This window comes from Rhodococcus sp. C1 (genome assembly GCF_020809065.1).
Lineage (GTDB): Bacteria > Actinomycetota > Actinomycetes > Mycobacteriales > Mycobacteriaceae > Rhodococcus_F > Rhodococcus_F qingshengii.
The window spans coordinates 1,168,039-1,194,323 of the sequence record NZ_CP078080.1; the positions used below are offsets into that span (position 1 = coordinate 1,168,039).

Sequence of the window (26,285 nt, forward strand, 5' to 3'; positions counted from 1 at the left end):
CTCCTACTCGGCAACACTTTTTCGCCCGATGAGCAGGGCAGAAAGCGGTCGGAACGGCTGCAACCAGGCGCCCTCGTCGGGCAGGGTGTCCAGGCTTACCCGTGGCAGAGGCTCACGGAAGACACCTGGGATGTCCTCGAGATCGACGAAGTCCAAGATATCGGACGACACAGCCCAGCTGGCGTGTTCACGGAACCCGAGAACCTGGACCGGGATACCGGTTGCTGCGATGTCCTCGAGAGGTTCGCGGAACGCTTGGCCGTCGGCGGACGCGACCATGATTCCGGCGAGGCCCTCGCCGTACCGGAGCGCGATGTGCTCGAGCATGTCCGAATCGACATCGCTGTCTTCATCGACCTTCGGCTTGGCGAACACCGCGAAACCCACGTTACGCAAGGCTTCGACCCAAGGACGAACGACGTCGGCGCTGCCGGACGCGATGTTGGTGAAGACGGTCGCTTCAGGCTCGAGCGTGCCGCTGTTCTGTGCGGACAGTTCGGCGGTGCGAGAGAGCAGCCAACGACCCAAAGCGTCGAATCGTGGCCGGTAGGCGGCGGTAGGCCGGCCACCGAGGATAGCGCCGAGGCCCATGTCGAGGTTAGGGGCGTCCCAGACCAGAAGCACCCGCTTGGGGTGGCGGGAGTCACGACCGAAGTCGAGAGGAGATTCCGACGACGTCACGTCGTCGGATAGCTGTTCGCTGACGCTCATGCTCTGATCTTCCCCCATATAAGCTCGGTGATTGCACTTCCGACCTTATGGGCTTTGTCCTCGAACTTGGTGACCGGACGCTCGTGGGTCATCGGAGACTCCCAGTCGAGTGCGGTCAGCAGCGGCTCGGCATTGCCGGCTTCTTCGATCCATTCGGCGTACTCGGCGTGATCGGTTGCCACGTGCAGGACTCCGCCGGGCTTGAGGCGGTTGGCGATCAGCGAGAACGTCGGCCCCTGCAGGAGGCGACGCTTGTGATGGCGGGCCTTGGGCCACGGATCCGGGAAGAACACCCGGACGCCCGTCAGGGAATCGGGGGCGACCATGTTCTCGAGTACGTCCATCGCGTCACCGCGCAGTACGCGGACGTTGGGAATTTCTTCGCGTTCGACCTGCTGGAGAAGCTGCGCGAGCCCTGGGCGGTACACCTCGATCGCGATCAGGTTCACGTGCGGTTCCGCCTTGGCCATTGCGGCCGTCGCGGTGCCGGTACCCGAACCGATCTCGATGATCAGGGGTGCTTCACGTCCGAACCAGGCGTTCGCATCGAGCGGTGTGTCCGAGACGTCGGCGCCGATGAGCGGCCACTGACGGTCCCAAGCCTGCTGCTGTGCGTCGGTCAGCGCACCCCGGCGAGAGCGAAAGCTGGTCACTCTCGGATGGAGACGGGACCCCTTGGTGTGGTCCGTCTGCCCCGTGTCAGGGGTCTGCGGTGCATGCTGATCGGCTTCGTTCACGAACCCATTGTCACGCATGACCCCCGTTTAGCGCAGACGGGTCTGAAGTTTGAGTTGAGACTTTCCACGGAAAGTCCTGAAACCGTCGACTTCGGACTGTCGGCGAAAGGGCGGTGTCACCTGCCGTCCTTGCCGAGAACCTGACAGAATCTCACCGACACGATGGGGACGTGGGGTGGGGATGAACACAGGATTTGCATGCCGTGAGTGGTCACGAATGTTGCCCGCAGAATCGATCGACGACGCCTGCTCGGAGCCGATCGATCAGCTGCGCGCTCTGGCATATCGGCTGACGTCGATCGATTCGGGAGCCGCAGAGGCGGTCCACTCGGTGCTCGGATCGCTGACTGCGCCGCTCGAGCTGGTGGTCGCCGGACGGGCCGGGGTGGGGCGGTCGTCGTTGGCGCGAATCCTGAGGCGCGACGACCGGTTCTCGCGCAGAGTTGTCGGCGCACCGGTTGTGGTGACCGAGTCGAGGGCATTCGATGTCCCTGGAACGTCGAACCCCGATCTGGGTCGTCGTTGCGTTGTCTACGTGGTGGTCGACGCGGTCCGCGACGTCGACGGCCGAGCCATTGCTCGAGTTTCCGATCGTGTGGTCGTCGCTGCGAACAAGGCTGACTTGTTCGGTCCGCGCTGGGACGAGGCGCTGGGACGGGCGGCGGAAATCTCGGAGAACGTCGGCGTGCCCACGGTTCCGGTGGAGACACTGACCGGGCGCGGCGTCGAAGAGTTGTTCGCGGCTCTCGGACCTGTTCTGGAGGCGCAGTGGTGGGGCCGGGTCGAGCAGATCGGCCCGGCGCTGAGGCGATCTGCCTCGCGCAGCGCTGCGGGCAGGGACGAGATCGAGTTGTATCTGAGTTCGGACTCCGCGGTGTTGTTCGGCGCCGCGGCGGCGATGATGAGCCCCGAAATTCGAGCCCTGCGTCAAGGCGAACCTCCCGATCCTCGGACTGCTGACGACGCGGGCACGTGCAGCCGGTGGTGGAGCGAGCTCATGAACGAGTCGGAACAGTGTCCGCAACAACGGGTCTCACTGATTCGACGCGGGTATGTGCGTCGGTGGGCGCAGCTCGGAGGCGATCGCTCTGCCCCGGCGGTGACCGATGAATAGCGTTTCGGTACTTCCGGATTCGGTGCTGCGCGTGGTGCAGCGATGGAATCCGGCATCCGATCCGGGTCGTCGGGTCGCCGCCGAAACATCCAGTGGCACTCGCATTTACGTTGTCGGTCCACCAAGGTGTGGACGGGAAGACGTCGCGCAGATGTTCGATGCTTCGGATGATTGTTCGTCAGTGACACGCGAGGTGGACGCCGACGTCGTACTTCTGGTCGTCGACGCCGCCAGTGTGATCGGACGCGAGGATCTCCTTCTCCTCGGCGACGCTGCGGCGAGCGGAACCCCGGTGGTGGTGGCGCTGACCCGCGTCGACGTCTATCGAGACTGGCAGGCGGTGCGCCGGCGTGATGCCGAGATTCTCGCTTCGCACTGCACCGCTTTTGCGCAGGCTCCCGTGGTCCCGATTGCGCCTGGTCAGGAGCAGTCACTCGTTGCGGTCGTGAGCCGGGCGGCACGGGAGAGGGAAGCAGGTGGTTCGGATTCCGGAGTCATCGCACAGACGCGCCGGATGATCGAGATGGAGATCCGGAATCTACGTGACGGTGTTCCTGGTGCCGAACTGCGGGCAGAGCGATCGCAGCTGCTCGCAGACCGTGACGGCCGGCGAGGCGAACGCCTGGTGCAGGTGCGAAGCCGACTGCAACGAGCGCGCGGGGATCTGTCACAACAAATCGCCGAGGCAACCCGGGCGACGGTCGCCGGGGCACGTGCCTGGGTCGACACGGCCTCGCGAGCCGAATTGGGCAGCGTGCCGACGCGACTGCAGCACGAGGTCGACCACCACACCCGGGTGTTCGACGCCGCGATGGCGGCAGCGGTGGAATCTGCGGGGACGAACGGATACATGCCTTCCCCGCAGATTCCGGAGGGCCTGCCGGGCCGTCAGCGCGGAAACGAGGACCGGGTGACAATTCTTGTCGGCGCGTCCGCGGGTCTCGGCCTCGGCCGTATCGCAGTGACTCCGCTGGAAATGATTCCGGCCTTGGAGTTCGCAAGTATCCCCGTGACGTTGATTCTGGGTGGCGCCGCGGCGTGGTGGTTGGCGCGAACTCGCGGGCTGACGGCCGATCGTGCCCACTCCAGGTCGTGGATCGTCGAATCGATGTCGGCGGTTCGCGCTCAGTGGGAGCAGCGAGTGCAGAGCGTGCTGCTCGAGGCCGAGGCGGATCTGGGAGCGGCGATCATGGCGGAGAGTCGCGAGCAGTTGGCGTCGGCGCAGGCTCGAATCGTGGAGATCGACGGTGAACTTCGTGAGCTCGCCGCGGCCAGATCGGGTCAGCTCGCGTCGTGCGAGCGCGACCTCGCCGTTTTGAACACCGCCTACTGATCATTTCGCGAGTGCAGAGTTCTCCACAGTGCGGCAATTTCGGCCACGACTGATCGTCGGGGTCTGGTAATACTGAGCGGACGGTTTCGGTAGGGGTTGCCGAAGCAGTAGGTCACCATCCAGTAGGGGGAGTAATGGAAGCATTTCTGATCACGGCCGGACACATCGACGGGCACGAAGCCGAAGCGCTCGATCCTGGGCGTATCGAGCCCGAGACCTTCGGGCCCGCGTCGGGACCGGTCGATGCCGGCGACCTGAACTTCGACGCCTTCGACTTGGACGGTGACGGAACGGTCGACAGCCGTGTCGTCCACTCCGACGACGCCGTCGTGATCGTGTCCGATTTCGATCGCGACGGTAGCGCCGATCGCCTCACGATGATCGACTCGGACGGCGACTACTCGGCCTGGGAATGCAGTCGAGACGACGAAGGCGCCCTCGTGTGGCAGAAAATCGATGCCGGAGCGCTCTGAAAAGCTTCCGTTTATGTGCTCTGAGCGCCGGGTAGGCACCTGAACACACCAACTGAATCGTTTCTGTGACATTTCTGACCGCACCCGATTACCTGCAGGTGAACAGCCAGCGTTAACCTCAATACATAGGACACCCGGCGTCCGTGAAATCCACGTGAGTGGATGACGCGGCTGGACCCCGTCGAGAGGGGGACACCGGGATCGACTGGTATCGGGGCGCTGCAGTTCGCATCCGGTGTCACGAGAACCCGGTTCCGGCTCACCCCAGGAGAGTTTGATGACCTCAGCGACCATTCCCGGTCTCAATGGAACTGACGGCACGCCCCCCACGCAGCACAAGGAACTGCTTGCATGGGTGCAAGAGGTTGCCGAACTCACCCAGCCTGATCGCGTCGTCTTCGCAGACGGCTCGGACGAAGAATGGGACCGACTGACAACGAAGTTGGTCGAGGCAGGAACCTTCACCCGCCTCAACGACGAGAAGAAGCCGAACTCTTTCCTCGGCAACTCCGATCCGTCCGATGTCGCGCGAGTCGAATCGCGTACGTACATCTGCTCGAAGGAAGAAATCGACGCAGGTCCCACCAACAACTGGATGGACCCGGCGGAGATGCGCACCCTCATGGGTGACCTGTACCGCGGTTGCATGCGTGGACGCACCATGTACGTCGTGCCGTTCTGCATGGGCCCCCTCGACGCCGAGGACCCGAAGCTGGGCGTCGAGCTCACCGATTCCGAGTACGTCGTCGTATCCATGCGCGTCATGACCCGCATGGGCAGCAAGGTTCTCGACAAGCTCGGCACCGACGGATTCTTCGTCAAGGCGCTGCACTCGCTGGGCGCTCCGCTGGCCGAAGGCCAGGAAGACGTCGCGTGGCCGTGCAACGACACCAAGTACATCACCCACTTCCCCGAGGATCGTGAGATCTGGAGCTTCGGTTCCGGCTACGGCGGAAACGCTCTCCTGGGCAAGAAGTGCTACTCGCTGCGTATCGCCTCGGCAATGGCGCACGACGAGGGCTGGCTGGCCGAGCACATGCTCATCCTCAAGCTCATCTCGCCCGAGGACAAGGCCTACTACATCGCGGCGGCATTCCCCTCCGCTTGTGGCAAGACCAACCTCGCGATGATCCAGCCGACCATCCCCGGGTGGCGCGCCGAGACCCTCGGTGACGACATCGCCTGGATGCGTTTCGGTGAGGACGGACAGCTGTACGCCGTCAACCCGGAATTCGGTTTCTTCGGCGTGGCTCCCGGCACCAACTGGTCCTCGAACCCCAACGCCATGCGCACCATCGACCAGGGCAACACGGTCTTCACCAACGTCGCTCTGACTGACGACGGTGACGTCTGGTGGGAAGGCCTCGAAGGCGACCCGCAGCACCTGATCGACTGGAAGGGCAATGAGTGGACGCCCGAGTCGGGCACCCATGCGGCTCATCCCAACTCGCGTTACTGCACCCCGATGTCGCAGTGCCCGATCATGGCTCCCGAGTGGGACGACCCGAAGGGCGTGCCGATCTCGGCAATCCTGTTCGGCGGACGCCGCAAGACGACGGTTCCGCTGGTCACCGAGGCTCGCGACTGGCAGCACGGCGTCTTCATGGGTGCAACGGTCGGCTCCGAGCAGACCGCAGCAGCCGAAGGCCAGGTCGGTACGGTTCGCCGCGATCCGATGGCAATGCTGCCGTTCCTCGGCTACAACGTCGGTGACTACTTCCAGCACTGGATCGACCTCGGCAAGTCCGCGGACGCGTCCAAGCTCCCCAAGGTCTTCTACGTCAACTGGTTCCGCCGCGGCGACGACGGACGCTTCCTGTGGCCAGGCTTCGGCGAGAACTCTCGCGTCCTGAAGTGGATCGTCGAGCGTATCGAGCACAAGGCTGCCGGTATCGACACCCCGATCGGCGTCGTTCCCACCGGATCGGCACTCGACATCGAAGGCCTGGACGTGTCGGACGCCGACATCACCGAGGCCCTCGCGGTCAACATCGACGAGTGGAAGGCCGAGATCCCGCTCATCGAAGAGTGGTTCGACTTCGTCGGCGAGAAGCTGCCGACCGGCATTCGCGACGAGTTCGAAGCTCTGAAGCAGCGGTTGGCCTGATAAACCGCCCCCGTATGTAGTGGCCTGATGCCGCATTGGTTCAATTTGATGAACCGATGCGGCATCGGTCGTCTGTATGCCCTTGCCTGTAGCCGTTAAGCAGTTCAGCCGTAAAGCAGTGATCAGCGAGCGGGTCGACACACTCGATCCTCAGGAGGACCAGATATGAGCGGGATCTACAACAACGTGACCGAATTGGTCGGGCGCACCCCGATCGTGCGGCTCAACCGTCTGACCGAGGGCCTGGGCGCACAGGTCGCCGTCAAGCTCGAGTTCTACAACCCGGCCAACAGCGTCAAGGACCGGATCGGCGTGGCGATCATCGACGCCGCCGAGAAGTCCGGAGCACTCAAGCCCGGTGGCACGATCGTCGAGGGAACCAGCGGTAACACGGGTATCGCACTCGCCATGGTCGGTGCTGCTCGTGGCTACAAGGTCATCCTGACCATGCCCGAGACCATGTCCACCGAGCGTCGCGTGATGCTGCGTGCTTACGGCGCCGAGATCGTGCTGACCCCGGGATCCGAGGGCATGGCCGGTGCGGTCGCCAAGGCCAAGGAAATCGTCGAGCAGACCGAGAACGCTGTCTCGGCCAGCCAGTTCGCGAACCCGGCCAACCCGGCCATCCACGAGGCAACGACGGGCGAAGAGGTCTGGGCCGACACCGACGGCGCCGTCGACATCTTCGTGTCCGGCATCGGCACCGGCGGCACCATCACCGGCGTCGGACGCACCCTTCGCAAGTACAAGCCCGAGGTCAAGATCGTGGGCGTCGAGCCCATCGACTCGCCGATCCTCAACGGTGGCCAGCCCGGCCCCCACAAGATCCAGGGAATCGGCGCGAACTTCGTGCCCGACGTCCTCGATCGCGAGATCTACGACGAGATCATCGACGTCTCGTTCCCCGATTCCATCGAGGTCGCTCGCGCACTCGGCACCAAGGAAGGCATCCTGGGCGGCATCTCGTCCGGCGCCATCGTCTGGGCAGCACTCGAGTTGGCGAAGCGTCCGGAAAACGCCGGCAAGCTGATCGTGGCTGTCGTGTGCGACTTCGGCGAGCGTTACATCTCCACCCCGCTGTTCGAACACATCCGGGACTGAGACTTGTGAGTATCCTCGGGACAATTCGCGAGGACCTGCAGGCTGCGCGCGGTCAGGATCCTGCCGCGCGCAGCAATCTGGAGAACGCGCTCGTTTATTCAGGGCTGCATGCTATTTGGGCGCATCGGGTTGCACATCGCATGTGGGCCGTCCCTGCGCTACGCGGCCCGGCGCGAGTGCTCTCGCAGCTGACACGCTTCGTCACCGGCATCGAGATTCATCCCGGTGCCACCATCGGTCGGCGGTTTTTCATCGATCACGGCATGGGCGTCGTGATCGGGGAGACGGCCGAGGTCGGTAACGACGTGATGCTCTATCACGGCGTCACTCTCGGTGGTCGCTCGCTCGAACAGGTCAAGCGTCACCCGACGCTGGGAGACCGGGTCACCGTCGGCGCTGGTGCCAAGATCCTCGGACCTGTCGTCATCGGTGAAGGTAGCGCTATCGGCGCCAATGCCGTTGTCACCAGAGATGTTCCGGCCGAATCCATCGCGACGGGTATCCCGGCGGTGGCGCGGCCACGGACCACCAAGGAAAAACTGGTGGACCCGAACAGTTACATCGACCCTGCGATGTACATCTGAACGTATTCCTCGGATGGCCACCCCTCGTGTAGACGACGGGTGGCCATCGGCGTCTGCTCAGGCGCGTGTCAGGCGCCACCCGAGACGTCCCAGTACGGCCGCCGTCAGAGCGCCCAGTGCTGCTCCGATCAGGGGGTAGCAGGCGAGAATCAACCACTGGGGCGATTTGTCTGGGAGCGCCATGTAGGAGATGTCCAGGCTCGACTCGTAGTCGCGACTCATCTGCACACCCCGGATCGGTTCGTACGCACCCTGATAGACAATGGTGTCGTCAGGACTGGTCATCACGTCGATCAGACTGCCCACCAGGGGAATTCCCCCGACTGCAAATCCCAGAACCATCAGAATCACGATCAGTGCGCGCATCGAAAGAGCCTATCGCCCAGCCGAAAGTTCAGACTGCGATCGACGGTTCTTCGGGCGTCGAGAGGGTCAGGATCGCCCGCACGACGCGTGGGCTCTGCTCGAGTGAGCGTTCGAGTTCGCGCAACGTGTGGGCCACTCGGGATTCCGCGTAGTCACCGACCAGATCGACGCTGGCCACCAGGTAGACCTGCCGCGGCCCGAGGTATTCCATGCGTAGGAACGTGATTCGGTTGATTTCGGGTAGTTGAGTGAGAGCTTCGACGGCTGCTGCCCGCAGCGTCGGTGAGGCCTCTTCGCCGACCAGGAAGCGGCGGTTCCGATCTATCAGAATGATTGCGATGACCCCGAGGAGAATGCCGACGAAGATGGAGCCGAGGGCGTCGGGGATCGGCGAACCGGTGACCTGGTGCAACAGAACACCGACGAACGCGATGACCAAACCGATAAGTGCCGCAGCATCTTCGGCGAACACGGCCCGAGTCGTCGGGTCGGATGTGTTGAGTGCCTGGGTCATGACGTCGCGGTTCACGGCGGACGCTTCGTTTCGGAGTTGTTTGTACGCCTGCCGGAACGAGATGCCTTCGAGGATGAACGAGACGCCGAGGACGGCGTAGGCGACAGCGAAGTCGGACGCCGGTTCGGAATGGAACAGTTCCTGGATGCCATGAGTGATCGAGACACCTGCGCCGAGTGCAAACAGTCCGAGGGCGGCGAACATTGACCAGATGTATGCCTCCCGGCCGTACCCGAGTGGCTGGTCTCGGTCGGGAACCCGTTTCGAGCGGCGGTTCGCGATCAGCAGCAGCACTTCGTTGCCGGTATCGGCCCAGGAGTGGGTGGCCTCTGCGACCATCGATGCAGATCCGGTGACGATGGCGGCCGCCGTCTTGGCACCGGCGATCAGCGCGTTCGCCGCAAACGCCAGTACGACCGTCGTGGTGCTCTCGTCGGCCGATGCTTCCGTTTCGGTGCTCACGATTCTCAGGCTAGGCGGGTGACGACGGTTTCGTGCGGTGACGCTCGGCGACGGAGTGCAGCAGTGTGGCGACGGCGTCGTGGAACTGCGTCAGGCCCGGCTCTTCGACGGGAAAGTGCCCGCACCCGTCCAGCATCACGAATTCGGTGGGTGCGTTGATGCGGCGGAGGAACTGCAGGCTCAGTTCGGGTGGCGTCCATCGGTCGTCGGCCGGGTGGGTGAGCAGAACGGGCGTCGTCCGAAATGCTTCGGGTGCGGTGTGCTCGAACGAGAAGTAGCTGCTGAGGAATCCGAGTGGCACCCGAACACCGCCACCGCGCGGATCGGTTGCGCACAGCGTTGCGAGCTCCCGATTGCTGCTCATGTTCGCCACGTCGGCGACCCAACGGATGGGCACGCGGATACGGCCCACCAGTCGTTCGGTGCGCCGCATCAGGGGAGCGCCGTAGACACCCATCGGGCCGAACCGCGCCGCGGCAGCTCTGGCCGATGGATCCGAGGGATCGAGCAGGCAGGTAGCGACGACGGCGTCGGCCAGACCGGTCCGCGCGGCCACCTCGTAGGCCAGCAGACCGCCGATGCTGGCGCCCAACAACACAAGCGGCCGATCGTCGGCCGCCTTCTCGGCCCGGACGAGATCGCAGAGGAGATCGACCCACTGCTCGTACCGGACGCCGGCGGGATCGGCTACGACGGTGTCGCCGTACAGCGGAAGATCAGGGAAGAGGACTTCGGCTCCGAGTTTCACGCCGATCCCGGCGAACGGCCACAACCCGCCCGAGTAGCCGCCGGCGCCGTGGATGCCGAGAACACGAACCGGCGCGTCTGGAACCACTGCCCGTGCGACGTGGACGGTGTTGCCGTTCCACTCCCACCACGTCGGGGTCGGCGCCGGCATGTGGTCGGTGTACCGGTCGGGCATAAACTTCGAGTAATCGGCGCTGGTCACCTACACAATTCTCGGTATCGGCGTCGCGGCTGACAACTCGCATCGGAGGACCGTGTCGACTCGGCGGAAAAGGCCCTCCCAGCAGCGCTCGAGGGCTACCTACGACGCGATCCTGGAGGCAGCTACTCGCGTTTTCGCTTCGGAAGCCATGGCAGCGACCACCAACCGGATCGCTGACGAAGCAGGGGTGTCGGTGGGCTCGCTCTACCAGTATTTCGGCGACAAGTACGAGATCCTCTCGGAGTTGGCGAACCGTCACGTGAGTGCTGCGCGGGAGAGTTTTGCGCTCTGCCTTGCCGACATCGTCGAGCGTGAGCTCACCCCGGACGAGGCCGTGAGGATGTTGGTGGAGTGCGCGGTCGAAGTGAACAGTCAGCCGCGAGAGTTCTTTCACCTGCTCTACGATCAGGTTCCGCGTACGCGTGAGCTCATCGAGCAGGTCGAAGGAATGAATCGGCAACTGGTACTGGGTTTTTCGGATTACTTGCAGAGCCGCGGTTTCAGTGCGGAGGATGCGTTGCTGACATCGCGGCTGACTGTGACTGCCGTGGACAGCCAGGTGCATCGGGTTGTGCTGGAATCGGATTCACCCGAAGAACTTCGAGTGCGAACGGAAGCCGTCGTGCGGCAGACGAGATCGATGATCGCGTCGGAATCCTGATCCGGTGTGCGGAATGGTGACCACAGTCCGTTATGGTTCTGACGTCATCATCGAGGTAATGGGAAGTCGGTGCAATTCCGGCGCGGTCCCGCCACTGTGAGGTCGTCCCTGCGTCGACCGTAGCCAGATACCACCCTCGTTGACGTTGTGTCATGCCACGAGGATGGATCGGTCACACCATGAATGCTGTTGGCGGAGCTCTGTCTCCACCTACCCACCTGCCTCCGCCGAAGGCGGGTGCGCCGCGAGGACGGCTCAGTCCGGGTATCGTGCTGCCCGCTCTGCTGGTCGTCACCGTGCTCTCTGCTGTGTGCGCGTTGGCATTCGGATCCGAGATGCTCCCCGTGTCCACTGTGGTGGACGTGGTGCACTCGCGCTTCGGAGGCCCACCCGTCACGCGTTCCGAACTTGCGATCGTGTGGGGGATCAGAGCACCTCGGGTACTGCTCGGTCTGGCCGTCGGCGCTGGTCTTGCCGTCGCCGGCGCGGTGGTGCAAACCCTCGTCCGTAACGCTCTCGCCGATCCCCACCTGCTGGGAGTGTCGTCCGGCGCGAGTGTCGGTGCCACCGCCGTCATCACCACCGGACTGTTCGCCGGCGCGGGAGTATGGGCGCTCAGCCTCGGCGCGATGATCGGGGCATTGGGAGCTGCGATTCTCGTCTTCACCATCGCGACGCTGCAAGGCGGTATCACTCCACTGCGATTGGTTCTGACCGGCACCGTTACCGCATCCGCCCTGTCGGCGATCGCGAGTTTTCTGGTGCTGCGTACCAATGATTCCCAGGCCGCGCAGTCCGTATTGTTCTGGCTCCTGGGAAGTTTGGCCGGGGCATCCTGGGACAAGTTGTGGGCGCCGGTCATCGTTGTGTTCCTGCTGACGGCAGCGGTGTTCGCCCTGCACGGTTGGCTGGACGCGCTGGCGGCCGGACCGGACGTCGCGGCTTCGCTCGGTATTCCCGTCCGAACCCTGCGAAACGTGCTGTTCGGCGTGCTGGCAGCGTTGGTCGGCACGATGGTTGCAGTGTCCGGCGCGATTGCCTTCGTAGGCTTGGTCATACCGCACGTCACACGCATGCTCGTCGGAGCCAGACATCGAGTGGTGTTACCGGCGGCAGCACTGATCGGCGCGTCCTTCCTGGTGTGGGTCGACGTCGTGGCGCGGACCTCGTTGCGGCCGACCGAGATCCCGCTGAGCGTGGTGACCGGGGTGATCGGGGCCCCGCTGTTTCTCCTGCTTCTCGGCCGTCGGCGCTACCGATTCGGTGGCAGTTCGTGAGCGCCCGAGCCCTGGCGCTGACCGCGTCCGGAGTAGTTGTCCGCATCGACCGTCGAACCATCGTCAAAGGCGTCGACATCGCGGCCGACGCCGGTGCAGTGGTCGGCGTGGTTGGTCCGAACGGCTCGGGCAAGTCGACGTTCTTGCGTGCTCTCGCCGGTCTCGGGCCGATCGCCGGCGGTGACATTCGTGTCGGCGGCGACTCCGTGCACGCGATGTCCGCGCGGTCGAGGGCCAAAGCCATTTCCTTTGTGGCGCAGGAAGAGCAGAGCCCCGCCGATTTGTTGGTTCACGAGTACGTGAGTCTGGGCCGCACACCACATGCAAAGCCCTGGAGCGTCGGTGGAAAGCACGAGAATGCCGTCGTCGATCGTGCTCTGGGCGAGGTCGGAATGATCGAGCACCGGTTCTCTTCGATGGACACGCTTTCCGGCGGTGAGCGTCGGCGGGTGTTTCTCGCCCGAGGTCTCGCGCAGGACGCCGGTGTGCTCATCCTCGACGAGCCGACCAATCATCTCGACATCCGGCATCAACTCGAACTGCTCGATCTGGTCCGGTCGTTGGACCGGACGGTGATCATGGCACTGCACGACCTCGATTTGGCTGCGGCAGTGTGCGATCGGGTGCTCGTGCTCGCGGATGGAGTGGCCAGGGCGTTCGGACATCCATCCGACGTACTCACCACCTCGGTGGTGGCAACTGTTTTCGGCGTCGAGACTTTCGAACTCGTGAACCCCGCGACAGGCCGTTCACACCTCGTATTCGAATCACGAAATTCTCAACCACAACAATCATTTTCGGAGAGTGCACTTTGATACAGGTCAAGACCCGCGCGTCGTTCGGTGCGGTTGTAGCCGCGACAGCGTTGTTGACAGTTGCCGGCTGCTCGGCAACTGCACCGGTGGACGAAGCTGCAGACAAGACTTCGGTGACATTGGAGAACTGCGGGACCGAAAGCACTTTCCAGCTTCCGATCGAGAACGTCGTTGCGACAAGCAATGCGGCCAATATCGGCACCATTCTTCGAGTCGGCGGTTTGGATCGTCTCGCTGCCGTCGTGTTGAACACGAACAACGACGCGGTCATGGAGTCGATGTTCGGCCCTGGAATTGCGGACGTCCCACACCTGGACGGAACGATCACGATGGAGACGATTCTGGGTAAGCAGGCGGACCTGGTGGTCGGCTCCTACAGTGGCTTGTTCAAGGGCGCCTCCGGTGTGACGCCGGAATCGCTGCAGAGCAACAACATCGATGCATATGTGATCTCCGACAGTTGTCGGCAGAGTGCCGCAGCGGATTCCGCGCTCGGCACGATGGGTCCGTGGGATGCCCTTCGTGCGGACGTGACCAATTACGGAAAGCTGTTCGGAACCGAGGACACCGCCGCCGAGGCATTGACCGAATTGGATTCACGTTTGGCACGTCTGGAGTCCGCGCCAGATGCCGCCGACAAGCCGAAGGTTTTGATCTACGACAGCGGTGAAGAAGATCTGTACACCAGCGGAGGCAACGGAGCCCCCAACGGAATCATCGACGTCGCCGGGGGAACCAACGTGTTCGCCGACGTCGACAACACCTGGTTCAAAGCGAGCTGGGAGACCGTCGCGAAGGCAGAACCCGACGTCATCGTGATCATGGACTACAAGAAGAGTGCCGACGAAGTGCAGGGCAAGATCGACGCGATCAAGAGCCGAGAAGGCCTGCGTGACCTCGACGCAGTCAAGCAGAACCGTTTCGTCGTACTTCCGCTCGCCATGTTCACCAGCGGGTTCCCCAATATCTACGGCGCGGAACAGTTGCGCGCGAAGATCGAAGAGTTCGGGCTGGCTCCGTCGAGCAGCATCGACTGGACAACCGCGCCGTCGGCATGAGCAACAACCGGTGCTCGCGTCGGGTGATTGTCGTCTTACGGCCGACTGTCAGCGGCCTGGACGAGTCGGCTGCACGACGGATGCTCGACGCTGTTCGGGCCGGCACCGACGCCGACGTTCGCGTTGCGTACCTCGATGTCTCCTCGCCGAGCCTTCACGAGGAACTCGATCGAGCCCATGTCGATGACGTCGACAAGGTCGTGTTGATTCCAGTTGCGGTGCCGAGGGATCGGTACCTGCTCACGTGGACAAGCAAGGCGGTTGCGAACTGGCGCGAAACCCGAATCGACGCCGAACTGGAAGTGACGCTCCACGAATCGGAAACGCTCGAAGGTGCGGTGGCCGGGCAGGTGATCGACGAACTCGACTCGGCGGGAAAGCCGATCACCGCGAGTCCGGCGTCGTATCGCAGTCCGGCGTGGTCCGTGATCGAGCAGCACGATAGGCATCTGTTGGTGTGCAAGGGCCCTCGCTGTATGGCGTACGGAGCAGGACCGTTGCACCGGGCGATGAGCGCGGCGGCCAAAGGTACCTCGTCGAAGGTGACCGGAACCGGTTGTCTGAGCCCGTGCAACCTGGGGCCGTTGGTGATCGCGAACCCCGGCGGTACCTGGTTCGGGCACGTGGACGCCGGTGATGCCGAGGCCTTGGTCTCCGGTCACGAGGATCGATTGGTGGATCACGTTCTGGACCGGTAGATACCGGGTCGGTAAAGCAGAGAACCCGCTGGGCGCGAAGTGCGCTCAGCGGGTTCTGTTGTCTTGTCTCAGGAACCGAAGGGAAGGGTTCCCGGCGGGATCTGGTATCCACTGCTGCCGACGGAGGCGCTGCCCCAGAGTGCGAGGAAAGCGTTGATGGCGTTGGTGAGCATATGAATGTCCTTTGTGAGATGACTGATTCGTTTTCGACGGTACCGGGTGGATCTGTGGATTCGCTGGGAGTTGGCACCCATTTCATGGGGCTGGCACCCGTTCCGGCAGGTCGGAACGGGTGCCAACTGTCAGCAAAGGGTGCCAACTCCCGGGTGGGTCAGCCCACGTAGCCGGGCGGCATGAGTACGGACTTGGTCTCGCAGAAGGCTTCGAGGCCCTCAGGTCCGTTCTCGCGCCCGATACCGGAGTTCTTGTAACCACCGAACGGCGATCCGGGATCGAAGGCGTACCAGTTGATCGCGTAGGTACCCGTGCGGATCTGCGCAGCAACTTCGAGTCCGTGATCGATGTCGGTGGTCCACACCGATCCGGCGAGGCCGTAATCCGAATCGTTGGCGATCTTGATGGCCTCGTCCTCGGAGTCGTACGGAATCACCGAGAGAACGGGTCCGAAGATCTCCTCGCGTGCGATGGTCATCGAGTTGTCCACGTCGGCGAAGATGGTCGGCTCGACGTACCAGCCCTTGTCCAGGCCGGCGGGGCGTCCACCACCGAGTACGACGCGCGCGCCTTCTTCCTTACCCTTGGCGATGTAACCCTCGACGCGCTCGCGCTGCTTCTCGGAGATCAGCGGGCCGAGTTGTGCTGCGGGATCGGACGGATCGCCGACGGTCATGAAGCCTGCGGCGGTCTTCATTCCCTCGATGACCTCGTCGTAACGCGAACGGGGAGCGAGGATTCGGGTCTGAGCGACACAGGCCTGACCGGTGTTCATCAGGCCGGACATGACGAGCATCGGCATTCCGGCGGCGATGTCGGCGTCCTCGAGGATGATCGCGGCGGACTTGCCACCCAGTTCGAGGGAGCAGCGCTTGAGGTTCTGTGCGGCGATGGCACCGATCTTGCGGCCGACGGCACTGGATCCGGTGAACGTGATCTTGTCGATGCCCGCATGAGAGACCAGGTATTCGCCGGTCTCGGCTCCGCCGGGGAGCACGGAGATGACGCCTTCGGGAACGCCTGCCTCGGTGAAGATCTCGGCGATCACGTGGACGGAGAGAGGGGATTCGGGTGCGGGCTTGAGCAGTACGGTGCAGCCGGCGAGCAGTGCGGGGGCCAGCTTGTTGATCGCCAGGAACAGCGGGACGTTCCAGGCCAGCACGGCGGCGACGACGCCGACGGGCTCACGGGTCACCTTGGTCTGCCCGAAAGCGCCGGTGCGCTTCTCTTCCCACGCGAACTTGTCGGCCAGCTCGGCGTAGTAGCCCAGCGTCGCCATCGACGGGGTCTGCTGCATCATGCCGACCATGGCGGGCGGCTGGCCCATCTCGTTGGAGATGAGCTGGTTGATCTCCGCGCTGCGCTCTTCGATCAGCTTGGCGGCCTTGGCGAGGATCGCGCCGCGCTCGGCGGGGGTGGTGCGTGACCACGGTCCCTCGAACGCCGCGCGGGCTGCGGACACGGCCGCGTCGATGTCTGCCGGTGCTGCGATGGGACAGCTGCCGACGCGCTCCTCCGTTGCGGGAGAGAACACTTCGAGTACCTGGTCGGTGGCCGGGGCCACCCATGCTCCACCGATGTAGAGCTTGTCGTAGTCAGTCATCAATTCATTCCTCGGTGTTGTCGGTCGCCGCGAGGGCATACGCGTCGTCTGCCTGTGCGGTGTCGGTGAAACTGGTGAATCCGTATTTCTCGTGCGGTCCGATGGCGGCTACCTCGAAAAGACCGGTGCCGGTGTTGGTGTTCGTGCCTTCGGTGAGCGTGAAGGACGCGAGGTTGTCGACGGGGGAGAACATGCGTTGGAACGGTTCGATCTCGTGGACCTTGTGGCGCAGTCCCTGTACGACGAGTTCGCCCTGCCACATTCCGTGACGCCAGTCCTGTTCGAGCCCGTAGCCGGTGCCGATTCCGATGTAGTTGGCCAGCAACAGTTCGCAGGGGACGGTCAGGACTTCACCGCCCGGCCGGTGGAAGGTGACTCTCGCCCCGGTGACGTCGCGGGTGTCGGGGCAGAACGTCAGCTCGTGTTCGGGCCGGCCGAGCCATTCGTTGTCCCTGGCTTCGTCCGGCCACACTCGCATGGCTTCTTCGACGATGCGCCTGCCCTGCTCGTCTTCCTGCATGATCACCGAGATCGTGAACTCGTCGAACTGCATGACCGCGTAGATCCAGAAGAAGTTCTGGATTCCGTCGACGGCGCGTCTGCCTTGCGGTTCGGCTTCACCGACCGGACGCACACCCCACGAGCGGTCGCGGTTCCCCCGCCACGTCTTCGGGTCGATCGCGAACTCCTCCCCGTCGACGGTGAGCGATCCGGTCCAGGTTCCGGTCTGCAGGAAGCGTGAGGTGTCGAACGTGACTCGTTCGAGTTGACGGCGAAAGTGCTTGGGCTCGAGCGCCGCCGGGATGGTGGCGTCGAAGGTGATGTCGAAGGAGAGATCGTATTCGCTGCCTGGTTCGAGGACGACGCGGAGCTTCTGCAGTCCTTCGAGCACTTCGATGCGCAAAGGTCCGACGGTGGTGTCGGTGCGGTCGGCGCCCAGAGCCTTCGACATACGAGCAACGATGTGGTCGTCACCGCGGCGCAGTACCGCGAAGGCGTCCATGACGCCGAGGTTGGGGTACTGGCCGAGTCCGACGATGAGGAACACGTCGGGGGATTCCGTGGGGTAGCAGTTGAAGTAGTAGCGGTCGTAGAAGTTTCGATCCGAGGTGGCTACGTGACGGATCGGTTCGGCGATCTGGTGAACGGGGTAGTCGTCCATCGGTGAGAGCATGTCAGGCCAACCTCTCCCAGTAGGTACCGTCCAGCATGGCGGCCAGCGAAGCGCGGTGCATGATCATGTCGTCAGGGTCTTCGGGTCGCTGTGACTGGCCGAAAGCTATGGCACGGGCCTGGATTCGCCACATGATCACCGCCTGGCGAAGTGCAGCGTACGTAACGTAGAACTCCAGATCGTGTGGGGTGTGGCCGGTGATCTCGGCGTAGGTCTGCGCGAGATCCGGCAGTCGAAGGAAGTCGGGAATGCCGGGTAGGTTCGCAAGTCCGGCGATGTCCTCGAAGAACCTGTGCAGGAATGCCATCCAGCCCAGATCCATCTCTCGTGGGCCGAGAGTTGCCATTTCCCAGTCCAGTACGGCTACCGGCGCGAAGTCCTGGTACATGACGTTGCCGATGCGCGAGTCGCCCCAACAGAGCACGGCCGGAGAATCGTCCGCGGGATTGTTCTCCTCGATCCAGTCGAGGGCACGTTCGATGAGCGGTGATCTGATCCCGTCGGAGACCACCCACTCGTAGTACGCGCGCTGCTCGGCGATGTGCGCCGTGAATGCTTCTCGTGCAGTCGTTCCCGAATTCGGGAGTCGGAGGAAGTCGAAACGCTCACCAGGTTTGTCGATGGCATGCAACTGAGCCAGGACGTCGACCGAGCTGCGCTGCAGGGTCTTTCGCTGCTCGGGAGACGCTTCGGTGACCCACGATCCGAAGTTGTACGGCATGACGTCCGGTGGCACGTCGCCGGAGATGCGTTCCATCACGAAGAACGGCGCACCCAACGCGTCCGGGTCGGATTCCGACCAGTACACCGCGGGTACGGGCACTGCCGAGTGCTCGCGCACCTGAGCCATGGTGCGGAACTGGGATTCGAGGTCGTAGGCAGGAAAGACCGGCATGGTCGATTCCGTCGGCGCCACCCGAGCGACCAAGGGATGATGTTCGCCGTCCCAGGTGGCGTCGAAGAGGATGGTTTCGCTGGACATGCCGTTGGCTGCGGGCAAGGTGACGTCGGCGACGGTCACAGTGGATCCACTCGGCACCTTGCCGGCCATCCACCGTTCCAGGCGCTCACGGAGGTCTTCGGTGTCGCGGAGGGAATCGCTTGGTCGGGCGACCTGGGCGTGATGCTCGGTTTCATCGGTCGAAGAAGCAGTCGAGGCAACGTCAGATGAGGAAGCGTCTGGGCTCACGGTCACCTCCTTCCCGTAGGCGTCACGTGCAATGCCCGTAACGGTGTGAGTCAGAACACTAAAACACGTTACAGAAATTGGGAACAGGTGGCACCCGTTTAGTGGGACTCCCTGCGGATTTATCGGGGAAGAACGCGTGTCAGATAACGGCGGTGAGCGCGAGCAAGCCCGCACCGGTCAGAGTTCCGGCGCCACCCAGCTCGGCGGGAACGATCCGGAGCCCGGCGATGAACGACAAACGGGCATGTCGGGCAGCCGCGTCGAGCATCGGTTCCCACAGCGGTGTACCCGACTGGGCGAAACCGCCGCCGATCACCGCGAGGTCCACGTCCAGGAGGGCAGCCGCCGAGGCGATGGCACCACCGAGCGCCGTGCCTGCACGGTGAAGCGCGTCCACGGCGATCGCGTCGCCGCTGCGTGCACCCTCGGCTAGTTCACGGCCGGTGTTCCCCGACCAGCCCTGGCTACGAGCCCATCGCACCGCGGACGGTCCACTTGCCACCGTCTCGAGGCAGCCGACGCCCCCGCAGCTGCACGGTTCGGCAGATCCTGGAACGACGAGGTGGCCGATGTGACCGGCGTTCCCCGTGCGACCCCGAGCAATCTCACCGCCGAGAACGATTCCTCCGCCGATTCCCGTCGAGACGACCAGGCTCAGGAGGTTCGGGGTTCCGCGTCCGGCGCCGTGGTGGAACTCCGCCAATGCCGCTGCGGCTCCGTCCATGGCGAGGGCGGTTCCGGCATCGGGAAAGACACTGCGGACGCCCGCTACGAGCTCGAATCCTTGTGCCCACTCGGTGATGTTGATGGGAGCGACGACGCCGGCGACGGTGTCCACCGGCCCGGCGCACGCGATGCCGACACCGTCGACCTCTCGGCCGTCTGCGACTCGTTCGAGCAGCGCCGCACACGCTCTCCACGGGTCGGTCTGCGGCGTCGGCACGCTGTCGAACACGGGAACGCGGCCGTCCTCGGACACGACCCCGGCAGCCATCTTGGTACCACCGATGTCGACTGCGAGGCGCATGTCGCTATCGCTTTTCGAGAACCACGACGAGGTTGCTCACCAGGAACTCCCGCAGACCGGGGACTCGGACCATCCACCACGCCCACGACGGGTGGTAGCGCGGGATCGCGGCGAGTAACGTGCCCTGGCTGGTTCCACGGGCCCAGCGTAAGCCGTCCGTGGCGCCGACTTTGAACAACGACACCCCGAATCTGTTCTTCGGTTCGTGTCCGATCTTGCGGAGGTACCGCTTGGCTGCGTACTCGCCGCCCAGCGCGTGCCACGGTCCGGTTTCGTGGCCGCCGAACGGACCCCACCACAGGGTGTACGAGAGAACCATCAAGCCGCCGGGCTTGGTCACGCGCAGCATTTCCTCGGCCATCAGCCAGGGCTCGCTGACGTGTTCGGCCACGTTGGAGGAGAAGCAGATGTCCACGGACGAGTCCAGGAACGGCAGTGCCAAACCGGATCCACGCACCGCGCCGCCCACGGTCAGACCCGCAGCATGCATCTCCGACGGATCGGGTTCGACGGGAATGTAGCGGGCACCTGCGGCTTGAAAGACCTCCGCGAAATAGCCCGGACCGCCGCCGACGTCGAGGACAGTGAGACCGTCGAGGGATCGTCCGGTGTGACCTTCGTGCAGGTCCGAGATCAATTCGACGGAGTCGCGCGCAAGCGCGCCGTAGAAGATGTCGGGCGCGGACTGCTCGTGGCGGAAGTCGCTGAGCAGGCCGAACGAGCGTTTCAGGGTTGCCCGTCGGCCGAAAATGCGGGTCACTGCGGGCTTGGTCACGGGTAGCAACTTTAGCCACTGGGTCGCCCGGTCCACGAACACCGTCAGGAGCGCGGCAATACGGACGCTCGAACAGTTAGGGTGTTCGGCAGGGTTACCGGCCGGTCAGGCGGGGCATCCCGCAGGATCGCCCGAACCGGGGTGGCCACCGACCAACTCAGGGAGTAACGCACGTGCGCGAGGTTCTGTTGCTCTGCTGGCGCGATACCGGGCATCCCCAGGGCGGTGGAAGCGAGCGTTACCTCGAGCAGGTCGGATCCCAGTTGGCCGAGCGCGGTATCAAGGTGACGCTGCGGACGGCGTCGTATCCCGGGGCGCCCGCGTCGGAGGTTCGAGACGGCATCACGATCAGCCGGGCCGGTGGACGTTTCAGCGTGTACCCCCGCGCTCTGGCCGCCATTGCCGCCGGACGTCTGGGTTTCGGATCGCTCAAGGGCATCCGCCCCGACGCGGTGATCGACACCCAGAACGGCATCCCCTTCTTCTCGAAGGCCGTGGCGGGTGCACCGGTCACGCTTTTGGTCCATCACTGCCATCGCGAACAGTGGCCGGTGGCAGGCAAGCTCGTCGGCCGGATCGGCTGGTGGGTCGAATCGCGATTGTCACCGCGCACCCATCGACGTAGTCAGTATCTGACGGTGTCGCTTCCCTCAGCGGAAGAATTGGTGGACCTCGGTGTCGAGCGCGAACGAATTGCCGTGGTGCGTAACGGTGCCGATCGGCTCCCCGTCGGCGTCGACGCGGGCGGATCGATCACCAGGGCCGAGCGTCCCACCATCTCGGTTCTCTCACGGCTGGTGCCGCACAAGCAGATCGAGGACGCACTCGAAGCGGTCGCAGCCCTGCGGCCTACGCTTCCGGACATCCATCTCGACGTCATCGGTGGTGGTTGGTGGGAGCAGAACTTGCGCGATCGTGCCGCCGAGTTGGGGATCGGTGACGCCGTCTCGTTCTACGGCCACGTCGACGAGGCTCGCAAACACGAACTGCTGGCGCAATCGTGGATCCACCTCATGCCTTCGCGGAAGGAAGGGTGGGGCCTGGCGGTCATCGAGGCTGCGCAGCACGGTGTTCCGACGATCGGTTACCGCAGTTCGAAGGGTCTGACCGACTCGATCGTCGACGGAGTGACGGGCCTTCTGGTCGGGGGCGAGAACGCCGGCGACGGCGACATCGCCGATCTGACGCAGGCTGCCGGCACTCTGCTCCGCGACCACGAACTTCGCATGGTGCTCGGTGAGAAAGCTCGGGTGTGGTCCGGTGAGTTCTCCTGGGAGCAGACCGGCACCGGAGTTCTCGAGGTGCTGACCGCGCACAAGGACGGTCGGTGGGTCTCAGGACTGGCCGCGCCGCGCGAGTCGAATTCGGTTCTGGTTCAGTCCGACTGAGATCAGCGCGATCGCACCCATCAGGACCCACGCGAGATGCGCAACTAGGACGGCAGTTCGGGCACCGGTCGAGGCTTCCTGCGTGGCAATGTCTCCCGGTACTCGGAATAGCGCGAGATCGTCGTCGGCGAAGACCTGTTCCAAGCCGTCGAGCGTGGTTGCCGAGTTGCCGAGTTGACCTGGTGTCCCGCGCTCGATCAGTACCCATCCGACTCCGAGATCGGCCAACTGCGTAGGACTTCCGCCGGCCAGCAGTAGGTCTTCGACCCGAGTTGCCCGAGTCCCCTCGCCGCCGACAGCACCACCGGCAACCACCAGTTGGCCGGTCTGCAGCACGTCGAGGGGTAGGAAGCGTGGTGCGGGGTCGAGTACCGGCGCATCACCGCTGTAGGGGAACGCGCGGAACATTCCGGCGGGAAGCACTGCAACGTCACCGGTTTCGTCTCGCAGTTGCTCGGTCACCACGGTCCAGGAACCGGGGTAGTGCACGGGCTTCAACGCGCCGCCGACACCCCACACCAGATCCGGCAGTGCCACGATCGTCACCACGACGGCGGCAACCGAGAATGCCGGGCGGGGGAGGGAGAACCGATTGCCTGCCCACATCACCGCGGCGGCCGCAGCAAGTGCGTAGAACGGGACGGCCAGCGCGACCCACTTCTGCGCGTCACGCAGTAGACCGGCGCCGGTGAACACCTCGACCGACCATCGGCCGGCGTCGAGACCCCACGGGGTAGCGCCCATGGTCGGAGCCAGCACCGCGAACAGGGCCAGTAGTCCGAGTCCACCGACAACAGGATTCCGGCGTCGGCGCCACAGAGCGGGCATACCGGCGAACACCACGACAAGCAGAAGAACTGTTCCCACCAATGCGAAGAGTGTTGTGCGCGTGGACGGTACCGCTGCCGAGTTCCAGATACCGCCGAGACCGGCGAGGCTGCCGAGCGTCGCGAGTCCCGGTTCTGCTCGGGCGGCAAAGGCGGCGACTCCCGCCGGATCGGAACCGTCGCCTGCTGCTCCGGATACGAAGGTGGCGACCAACCACGGCGAGGCGGCGACGAGGAACAGCCCGATAGCGCCGCAGACACGCCGCATGGCCGAGGTTCGGCCTCCGGGGGTGGCAACTACCACCAGTGCGGCCGTCAGAGCGAGTAGAGCGCCGGTAGGTGTCAGGCCCGCGAATGCCAGTGACGCGGCCAACGCCCACCAGGACCCGGGCGTGGCTCGGCGAACTCCGATTCCGGCACACACGATCCACGGCAGTGCGGCATAACCGGTCAGCAGGCTCCAATGTCCTTGCAACAGGCGCTCGGCCACGTAGGGGTTCCAGAGCATCACCGTCGACGCGACCAGTTGTGGACCGAGACCGGCCGTCGGCAGCAGGACGGCGACCATGCGCGCCGCACCCCAACCGGCGAGCCAGAGCGCCACGAGCAGGATGAACTTGACCACCAGTCCGCCGTCGATCACGGTGCTCAACGCTGCGATCAGCGCGTCCTGGGGAACGGCGCGGGCTGCGGCGTCGGTGAGTCCGAGGGCGGAGTCGGTCAAGTACGAGCGCGGCGTGCTGACGGCGTCGCGCAGCAGGAGGTAGCCGGGGCCGAGCAGCGGTCCGAGGATCAACAGTGCCAGCGCCAGGCTGTACGCCGCAGGCAGGTAACGGCGGTATCCGGCTTGCACTGTCATGACGCGCACGATACGTGGTGCATCATTACTGCCATGCCTCGCCAACCACTCGATCGCGCCGCCGCGGCCGGGGTCGGCATGGTTTTGGTGGGATCGATGACGGCCAATGTCGCGTCGTACCTGTTGGCATGGTTGGCCAGCCGATGGTTGGGTCCGGTCGGCTACGGAGAGTTCGCGAGTCTGCTTGCCGCCCAGTTGGTACTTGCGGTTCCGGCTTTGGCGTTGCAGACGGTGGTCGCCCGCGAGGCGGTGCGTGGCAAGAGCACAGATGCGTTGCGGTCGTTGGGGTATCGATGCACCGCGATCGTCGCCGTCCTCGCGGTGGCGCTCACTCCGGCGATGGCGTGGCTGCTCGACACCGGAATCGTGGCGTCGTTCTCGGCATTGGTGACTGCGCCCATGTTGGTTCTGCTGGCCACGGAGCAGGGGTTGTTGCAAGGACACGGTCGATTCGGCACTCTCAGCGCCGTACTGGCCGGGGCCGGGGTGATGAAAGTCCTTCCGGCAGTGATCGTTCTGGCTTTCGGCGGCGGAGCAGGCGCGGCATTGGTCGCGGGCGCGGCCGGAACTGCGTTGCTGGTGGCGATAGTTCGAGTGGTCGACCGAACCGTCTCGGTGAGCGAGGACCGTCCGGTGCGTATCGGCGTCGTCTCCGTGCTCGCGGCGTCTCAGGTTCAGCTCGCGCTGATCGCGTTGTCTTCGCTGGACCTGCTGATCGTCCGTGTCGTTCTCAGCGAATACGACGCCGGTGTCTACGCACTCGGCGCCGTCGCGACGAAGGTGGCGTTCTGGCTGCCACAGGCAGTGGGCGTCGTGCTGTACCCGAAGATGGCGAACCCGGCGCACTCGGCGCAGGCGGTTCGCTCGGCGTTGGCGGTGCTCGTCGGTATCGGCGCCGTCCTGGTTCTGGGGGCCGCGGTTGCCGGCCCGCTGGTGCCGATGCTCGTGGGCGACGCGTACGCCGCCGTGGCTCCGATGCTGTGGGCCTTCGCTCTGCACGGTGCAGCGTTGGCGGTACTCCAGGGTGCTTTGCTGTCCGCAATCGCGTCAGAACGCACGCGAGTGGCCCTTTTGGCGTGGGCAGGACTGGCCGTGGAGGCGACGGTGATGCTGGTGTGGGCGAAGACGCCGGGAGAGTTGATCGGCGTCGCCGTGGTGGTTGCGTCGACGACGGCGTTGGCGGTGTCCGTCGCCGCAGTGCGAAGTGCCGACCGCGCCCGGCCGGCACCTCACACCGGCGTCAGTTCTCCAGACGCGTGAACAAATCGTCGAAGTAGTCGAGCGTACGCATCGCGGTGTAGACGGATCCGTAGTTGATGTTCCCACCCGTGTAGACGACGTTGTCGCCTTGTACTGCGCGGATACGGTTCCACATCGCGCGGTCGTCGCTGACGGGATCCACGCCGGGCGGGGTGGTGACGATCATTCCGTCGGCCGAGTCGAGGGCAGTCACGAGGTTTTCGGTAGAGATCTCCTTCTGTCCCTCGACCGGCCACTGGAGCTGGACGCCGAGGTCTTCGGCCACCTGTGTGGAGATGCCCTTGCGGTTGACGCCGTTGACCTTCTGATTCACGTAGTTCAGCAGCACGATCTGCTTGCTCGCCAAGCTCGGGGCGTGGCGTTCCTTCAATCCGGTTGCCTTGTCCTCGTACGCTCCGATGACCTGACGGACGTCGGGGTTCTCGGTGCGATTCAGCCAACTCGCCAGCTGATCGATGTTCTCGCGCCACGGGCGCGTGAAGTCCATCGGAAGCACAGGCGCTGTCTGGCTCAACTGCTGTAGCGGCCACATGTCGGAGGCCTCACCGATGTCGGTGCAGATGATCAGGTCCGGTTCCAGCGCGAGAATTGCCTCGACGTTGACCGGTGCCTCGAACACCTGTGCCGTGGGATCGGCCGGAACCCACGGCTCGGCGGCGTCGAAGCTGTACGCGATGACCGGCAGGCCCATCGCAACGGCTGGTTCGAGGTCGAGTCTGGAGTCGATGGCGACGACGCGCTTCGGGGTGACCGGAATGTCGTAGGTTCCGAGCGAGGTCGTGACCGTGCGCATCCCGGCCGAATCGCCCTCGGTACCGGCGGACCTCGCGCAACCGGCGGCGAACAGCCCGGAGAATGCAGCCGTGCCGACAACAAATCTCCGTCGCGTCAGATCGCTGACACAGATGTGCGAACCCAGAACTGTTGATGCGGGCATGTGGCTCCTCGTGTTCGGGGTGGTCTGGACTTCCAGAAAACGCTAAGCCCGCAACCACGCGGAGGGAACGACCCGTTTCGCCAATCCGTACGCCGATCCGGCAACAAAGCCC

The 26,285-nt window shown here is 64.3% G+C and carries 25 protein-coding genes and 1 riboswitch; of the genes, 13 read left to right on the forward strand and 12 right to left on the reverse strand.

Annotated elements, in window-relative coordinates; translation table 11 throughout:
* Positions 1-3 precede the first annotated feature (3 nt).
* Positions 4-711, reverse strand: a complete 708-nt coding sequence (locus KTR60_RS05300; RefSeq protein ID WP_003945733.1) for an NYN domain-containing protein — start codon at positions 709-711, stop codon at positions 4-6.
* The gene (gene trmB / locus KTR60_RS05305) at positions 708-1,466 is read right to left on the reverse strand and encodes a tRNA (guanosine(46)-N7)-methyltransferase TrmB (RefSeq protein ID WP_118602730.1); all 759 of its coding nucleotides are present in this window, start codon (positions 1,464-1,466) and stop codon (positions 708-710) included. The genes KTR60_RS05300 and trmB overlap by 4 nt, the downstream gene beginning before the upstream one ends.
* Before the next feature lie 163 nt (positions 1,467-1,629).
* Between trmB and KTR60_RS05310 the strand changes: the two genes are divergently transcribed.
* From KTR60_RS05310 to epsC, 6 genes are all read left to right on the forward strand, one after another.
* The gene (locus tag KTR60_RS05310; RefSeq protein WP_228401924.1) at positions 1,630-2,562 is read left to right on the forward strand and encodes a GTPase domain-containing protein; all 933 of its coding nucleotides are present in this window, start codon (positions 1,630-1,632) and stop codon (positions 2,560-2,562) included.
* The gene (locus KTR60_RS05315; protein ID WP_228401925.1) at positions 2,555-3,895 is read left to right on the forward strand and encodes a hypothetical protein; all 1,341 of its coding nucleotides are present in this window, start codon (positions 2,555-2,557) and stop codon (positions 3,893-3,895) included. The genes KTR60_RS05310 and KTR60_RS05315 overlap by 8 nt, the downstream gene beginning before the upstream one ends.
* A 134-nt stretch (positions 3,896-4,029) precedes the next feature.
* Positions 4,030-4,368, forward strand: coding sequence for a DUF6802 family protein (locus KTR60_RS05320; protein WP_058039155.1), 339 nt, complete (start codon positions 4,030-4,032; stop codon positions 4,366-4,368).
* A 277-nt stretch (positions 4,369-4,645) separates the two neighbouring features.
* Positions 4,646-6,475, forward strand: coding sequence for a phosphoenolpyruvate carboxykinase (GTP) (locus KTR60_RS05325; RefSeq protein WP_003945806.1), 1,830 nt, complete (start codon positions 4,646-4,648; stop codon positions 6,473-6,475).
* 165 nt (positions 6,476-6,640) lie between these two features.
* Positions 6,641-7,576: a cysteine synthase A gene (gene cysK, locus KTR60_RS05330; protein WP_058039154.1), complete on the forward strand. Its 936-nt coding sequence runs from the start codon at positions 6,641-6,643 to the stop codon at positions 7,574-7,576.
* Between the two features lie 5 nt (positions 7,577-7,581).
* Positions 7,582-8,160 (forward strand): serine O-acetyltransferase EpsC, encoded by a 579-nt coding sequence (gene epsC / locus KTR60_RS05335; protein WP_228401926.1) that lies wholly within the window; start codon positions 7,582-7,584, stop codon positions 8,158-8,160.
* Between the two features lie 57 nt (positions 8,161-8,217).
* Here the strand turns inward: epsC and KTR60_RS05340 are convergent, their stop codons facing one another.
* From KTR60_RS05340 to KTR60_RS05350, 3 genes are read right to left on the reverse strand one after another with little or no spacing between them, the layout of a single operon-like run.
* Positions 8,218-8,526: a hypothetical protein gene (locus KTR60_RS05340; protein WP_058039153.1), complete on the reverse strand. Its 309-nt coding sequence runs from the start codon at positions 8,524-8,526 to the stop codon at positions 8,218-8,220.
* A gap of 28 nt (positions 8,527-8,554) precedes the next feature.
* Positions 8,555-9,502: a cation diffusion facilitator family transporter gene (locus KTR60_RS05345; RefSeq protein WP_228401927.1), complete on the reverse strand. Its 948-nt coding sequence runs from the start codon at positions 9,500-9,502 to the stop codon at positions 8,555-8,557.
* 10 nt (positions 9,503-9,512) lie between these two features.
* Positions 9,513-10,451 (reverse strand): alpha/beta hydrolase, encoded by a 939-nt coding sequence (locus KTR60_RS05350; RefSeq protein ID WP_228401928.1) that lies wholly within the window; start codon positions 10,449-10,451, stop codon positions 9,513-9,515.
* A 52-nt stretch (positions 10,452-10,503) separates the two neighbouring features.
* On the opposite strand from KTR60_RS05350, the gene KTR60_RS05355 reads away from it, so the two are divergent.
* From KTR60_RS05355 to KTR60_RS05375, 5 genes are all read left to right on the forward strand, one after another.
* On the forward strand, positions 10,504-11,112 hold the full coding sequence (locus KTR60_RS05355; protein WP_228401929.1) for a TetR/AcrR family transcriptional regulator: 609 nt from the start codon (positions 10,504-10,506) through the stop codon (positions 11,110-11,112).
* Between the two features lie 16 nt (positions 11,113-11,128).
* Positions 11,129-11,266: riboswitch (cobalamin riboswitch) on the forward strand.
* 115 nt (positions 11,267-11,381) lie between these two features.
* Positions 11,382-12,389, forward strand: a complete 1,008-nt coding sequence (locus tag KTR60_RS05360; RefSeq protein WP_118602736.1) for a FecCD family ABC transporter permease — start codon at positions 11,382-11,384, stop codon at positions 12,387-12,389.
* On the forward strand, positions 12,386-13,204 hold the full coding sequence (locus tag KTR60_RS05365) for an ABC transporter ATP-binding protein (protein WP_070162149.1): 819 nt from the start codon (positions 12,386-12,388) through the stop codon (positions 13,202-13,204). The genes KTR60_RS05360 and KTR60_RS05365 overlap by 4 nt, the downstream gene beginning before the upstream one ends.
* Entirely contained in the window at positions 13,201-14,262 is a 1,062-nt protein-coding gene (locus KTR60_RS05370) for an ABC transporter substrate-binding protein (RefSeq protein WP_118602738.1), read from the forward strand. Before KTR60_RS05365 ends, KTR60_RS05370 begins: the two co-directional genes overlap by 4 nt.
* Positions 14,259-14,960 (forward strand): (2Fe-2S) ferredoxin domain-containing protein, encoded by a 702-nt coding sequence (locus KTR60_RS05375; RefSeq protein ID WP_070162153.1) that lies wholly within the window; start codon positions 14,259-14,261, stop codon positions 14,958-14,960. The genes KTR60_RS05370 and KTR60_RS05375 overlap by 4 nt, the downstream gene beginning before the upstream one ends.
* A gap of 331 nt (positions 14,961-15,291) precedes the next feature.
* Here the strand turns inward: KTR60_RS05375 and KTR60_RS05380 are convergent, their stop codons facing one another.
* The 5 genes from KTR60_RS05380 to KTR60_RS05400 form a co-directional block, all read right to left on the reverse strand.
* A complete protein-coding gene (locus tag KTR60_RS05380) occupies positions 15,292-16,737 on the reverse strand; it encodes an aldehyde dehydrogenase (RefSeq protein WP_003945530.1) in 1,446 nt (481 codons plus the stop codon).
* A gap of 4 nt (positions 16,738-16,741) precedes the next feature.
* Complete coding sequence (locus tag KTR60_RS05385; RefSeq protein ID WP_228401930.1) at positions 16,742-17,911, reverse strand: hypothetical protein; 1,170 nt, start codon at positions 17,909-17,911, stop codon at positions 16,742-16,744.
* Between the two features lies 1 nt (position 17,912).
* On the reverse strand, positions 17,913-19,100 hold the full coding sequence (locus tag KTR60_RS05390) for a phosphotransferase family protein (RefSeq protein WP_228401931.1): 1,188 nt from the start codon (positions 19,098-19,100) through the stop codon (positions 17,913-17,915).
* A gap of 139 nt (positions 19,101-19,239) precedes the next feature.
* Complete coding sequence (locus KTR60_RS05395; RefSeq protein ID WP_228401932.1) at positions 19,240-20,127, reverse strand: ROK family protein; 888 nt, start codon at positions 20,125-20,127, stop codon at positions 19,240-19,242.
* A 4-nt stretch (positions 20,128-20,131) separates the two neighbouring features.
* Positions 20,132-20,902, reverse strand: coding sequence for a class I SAM-dependent methyltransferase (locus KTR60_RS05400; RefSeq protein ID WP_228401933.1), 771 nt, complete (start codon positions 20,900-20,902; stop codon positions 20,132-20,134).
* A 173-nt stretch (positions 20,903-21,075) separates the two neighbouring features.
* On the opposite strand from KTR60_RS05400, the gene KTR60_RS05405 reads away from it, so the two are divergent.
* Complete coding sequence (locus KTR60_RS05405; RefSeq protein WP_063314955.1) at positions 21,076-22,290, forward strand: glycosyltransferase family 4 protein; 1,215 nt, start codon at positions 21,076-21,078, stop codon at positions 22,288-22,290.
* Here the strand turns inward: KTR60_RS05405 and KTR60_RS05410 are convergent.
* Complete coding sequence (locus KTR60_RS05410; RefSeq protein ID WP_228401934.1) at positions 22,237-23,976, reverse strand: hypothetical protein; 1,740 nt, start codon at positions 23,974-23,976, stop codon at positions 22,237-22,239. The genes KTR60_RS05405 and KTR60_RS05410 overlap by 54 nt on opposite strands.
* Positions 23,977-24,009: 33 nt before the next feature.
* On the opposite strand from KTR60_RS05410, the gene KTR60_RS05415 reads away from it, so the two are divergent.
* Positions 24,010-25,236: a lipopolysaccharide biosynthesis protein gene (locus KTR60_RS05415; protein WP_042920247.1), complete on the forward strand. Its 1,227-nt coding sequence runs from the start codon at positions 24,010-24,012 to the stop codon at positions 25,234-25,236.
* Here KTR60_RS05415 and KTR60_RS05420 read toward each other — a convergent pair.
* On the reverse strand, positions 25,217-26,173 hold the full coding sequence (locus tag KTR60_RS05420; RefSeq protein WP_228401935.1) for an ABC transporter substrate-binding protein: 957 nt from the start codon (positions 26,171-26,173) through the stop codon (positions 25,217-25,219). The two genes, KTR60_RS05415 and KTR60_RS05420, sit on opposite strands and share 20 nt — an antisense overlap.
* Positions 26,174-26,285 lie beyond the last annotated feature (112 nt).

Bases quoted from the DNA above. Each gene is read 5' to 3' on its own strand.
- KTR60_RS05385 (WP_228401930.1), bottom strand. From the start codon at position 17,911: ATGCTCTCACCGATGGACGACTACCCCGTTCACCAGATCGCCGAACCG.
- KTR60_RS05410 (WP_228401934.1), bottom strand. From the start codon at position 23,976: ATGACAGTGCAAGCCGGATACCGCCGTTACCTGCCTGCGGCGTACAGC.
- KTR60_RS05415 (WP_042920247.1), top strand. From the start codon at position 24,010: ATGCCTCGCCAACCACTCGATCGCGCCGCCGCGGCCGGGGTCGGCATG.
- KTR60_RS05300 (WP_003945733.1), bottom strand. From the start codon at position 711: ATGAGCGTCAGCGAACAGCTATCCGACGACGTGACGTCGTCGGAATCT.
- KTR60_RS05325 (WP_003945806.1), top strand. From the start codon at position 4,646: ATGACCTCAGCGACCATTCCCGGTCTCAATGGAACTGACGGCACGCCC.
- KTR60_RS05320 (WP_058039155.1), top strand. From the start codon at position 4,030: ATGGAAGCATTTCTGATCACGGCCGGACACATCGACGGGCACGAAGCC.
- KTR60_RS05420 (WP_228401935.1), bottom strand. From the start codon at position 26,173: ATGCCCGCATCAACAGTTCTGGGTTCGCACATCTGTGTCAGCGATCTG.
- KTR60_RS05380 (WP_003945530.1), bottom strand. From the start codon at position 16,737: ATGACTGACTACGACAAGCTCTACATCGGTGGAGCATGGGTGGCCCCG.
- KTR60_RS05375 (WP_070162153.1), top strand. From the start codon at position 14,259: ATGAGCAACAACCGGTGCTCGCGTCGGGTGATTGTCGTCTTACGGCCG.
- KTR60_RS05395 (WP_228401932.1), bottom strand. From the start codon at position 20,127: ATGCGCCTCGCAGTCGACATCGGTGGTACCAAGATGGCTGCCGGGGTC.
- cysK (WP_058039154.1), top strand. From the start codon at position 6,641: ATGAGCGGGATCTACAACAACGTGACCGAATTGGTCGGGCGCACCCCG.
- KTR60_RS05315 (WP_228401925.1), top strand. From the start codon at position 2,555: ATGAATAGCGTTTCGGTACTTCCGGATTCGGTGCTGCGCGTGGTGCAG.
- trmB (WP_118602730.1), bottom strand. From the start codon at position 1,466: ATGCGTGACAATGGGTTCGTGAACGAAGCCGATCAGCATGCACCGCAG.
- KTR60_RS05310 (WP_228401924.1), top strand. From the start codon at position 1,630: ATGAACACAGGATTTGCATGCCGTGAGTGGTCACGAATGTTGCCCGCA.
- KTR60_RS05340 (WP_058039153.1), bottom strand. From the start codon at position 8,526: ATGCGCGCACTGATCGTGATTCTGATGGTTCTGGGATTTGCAGTCGGG.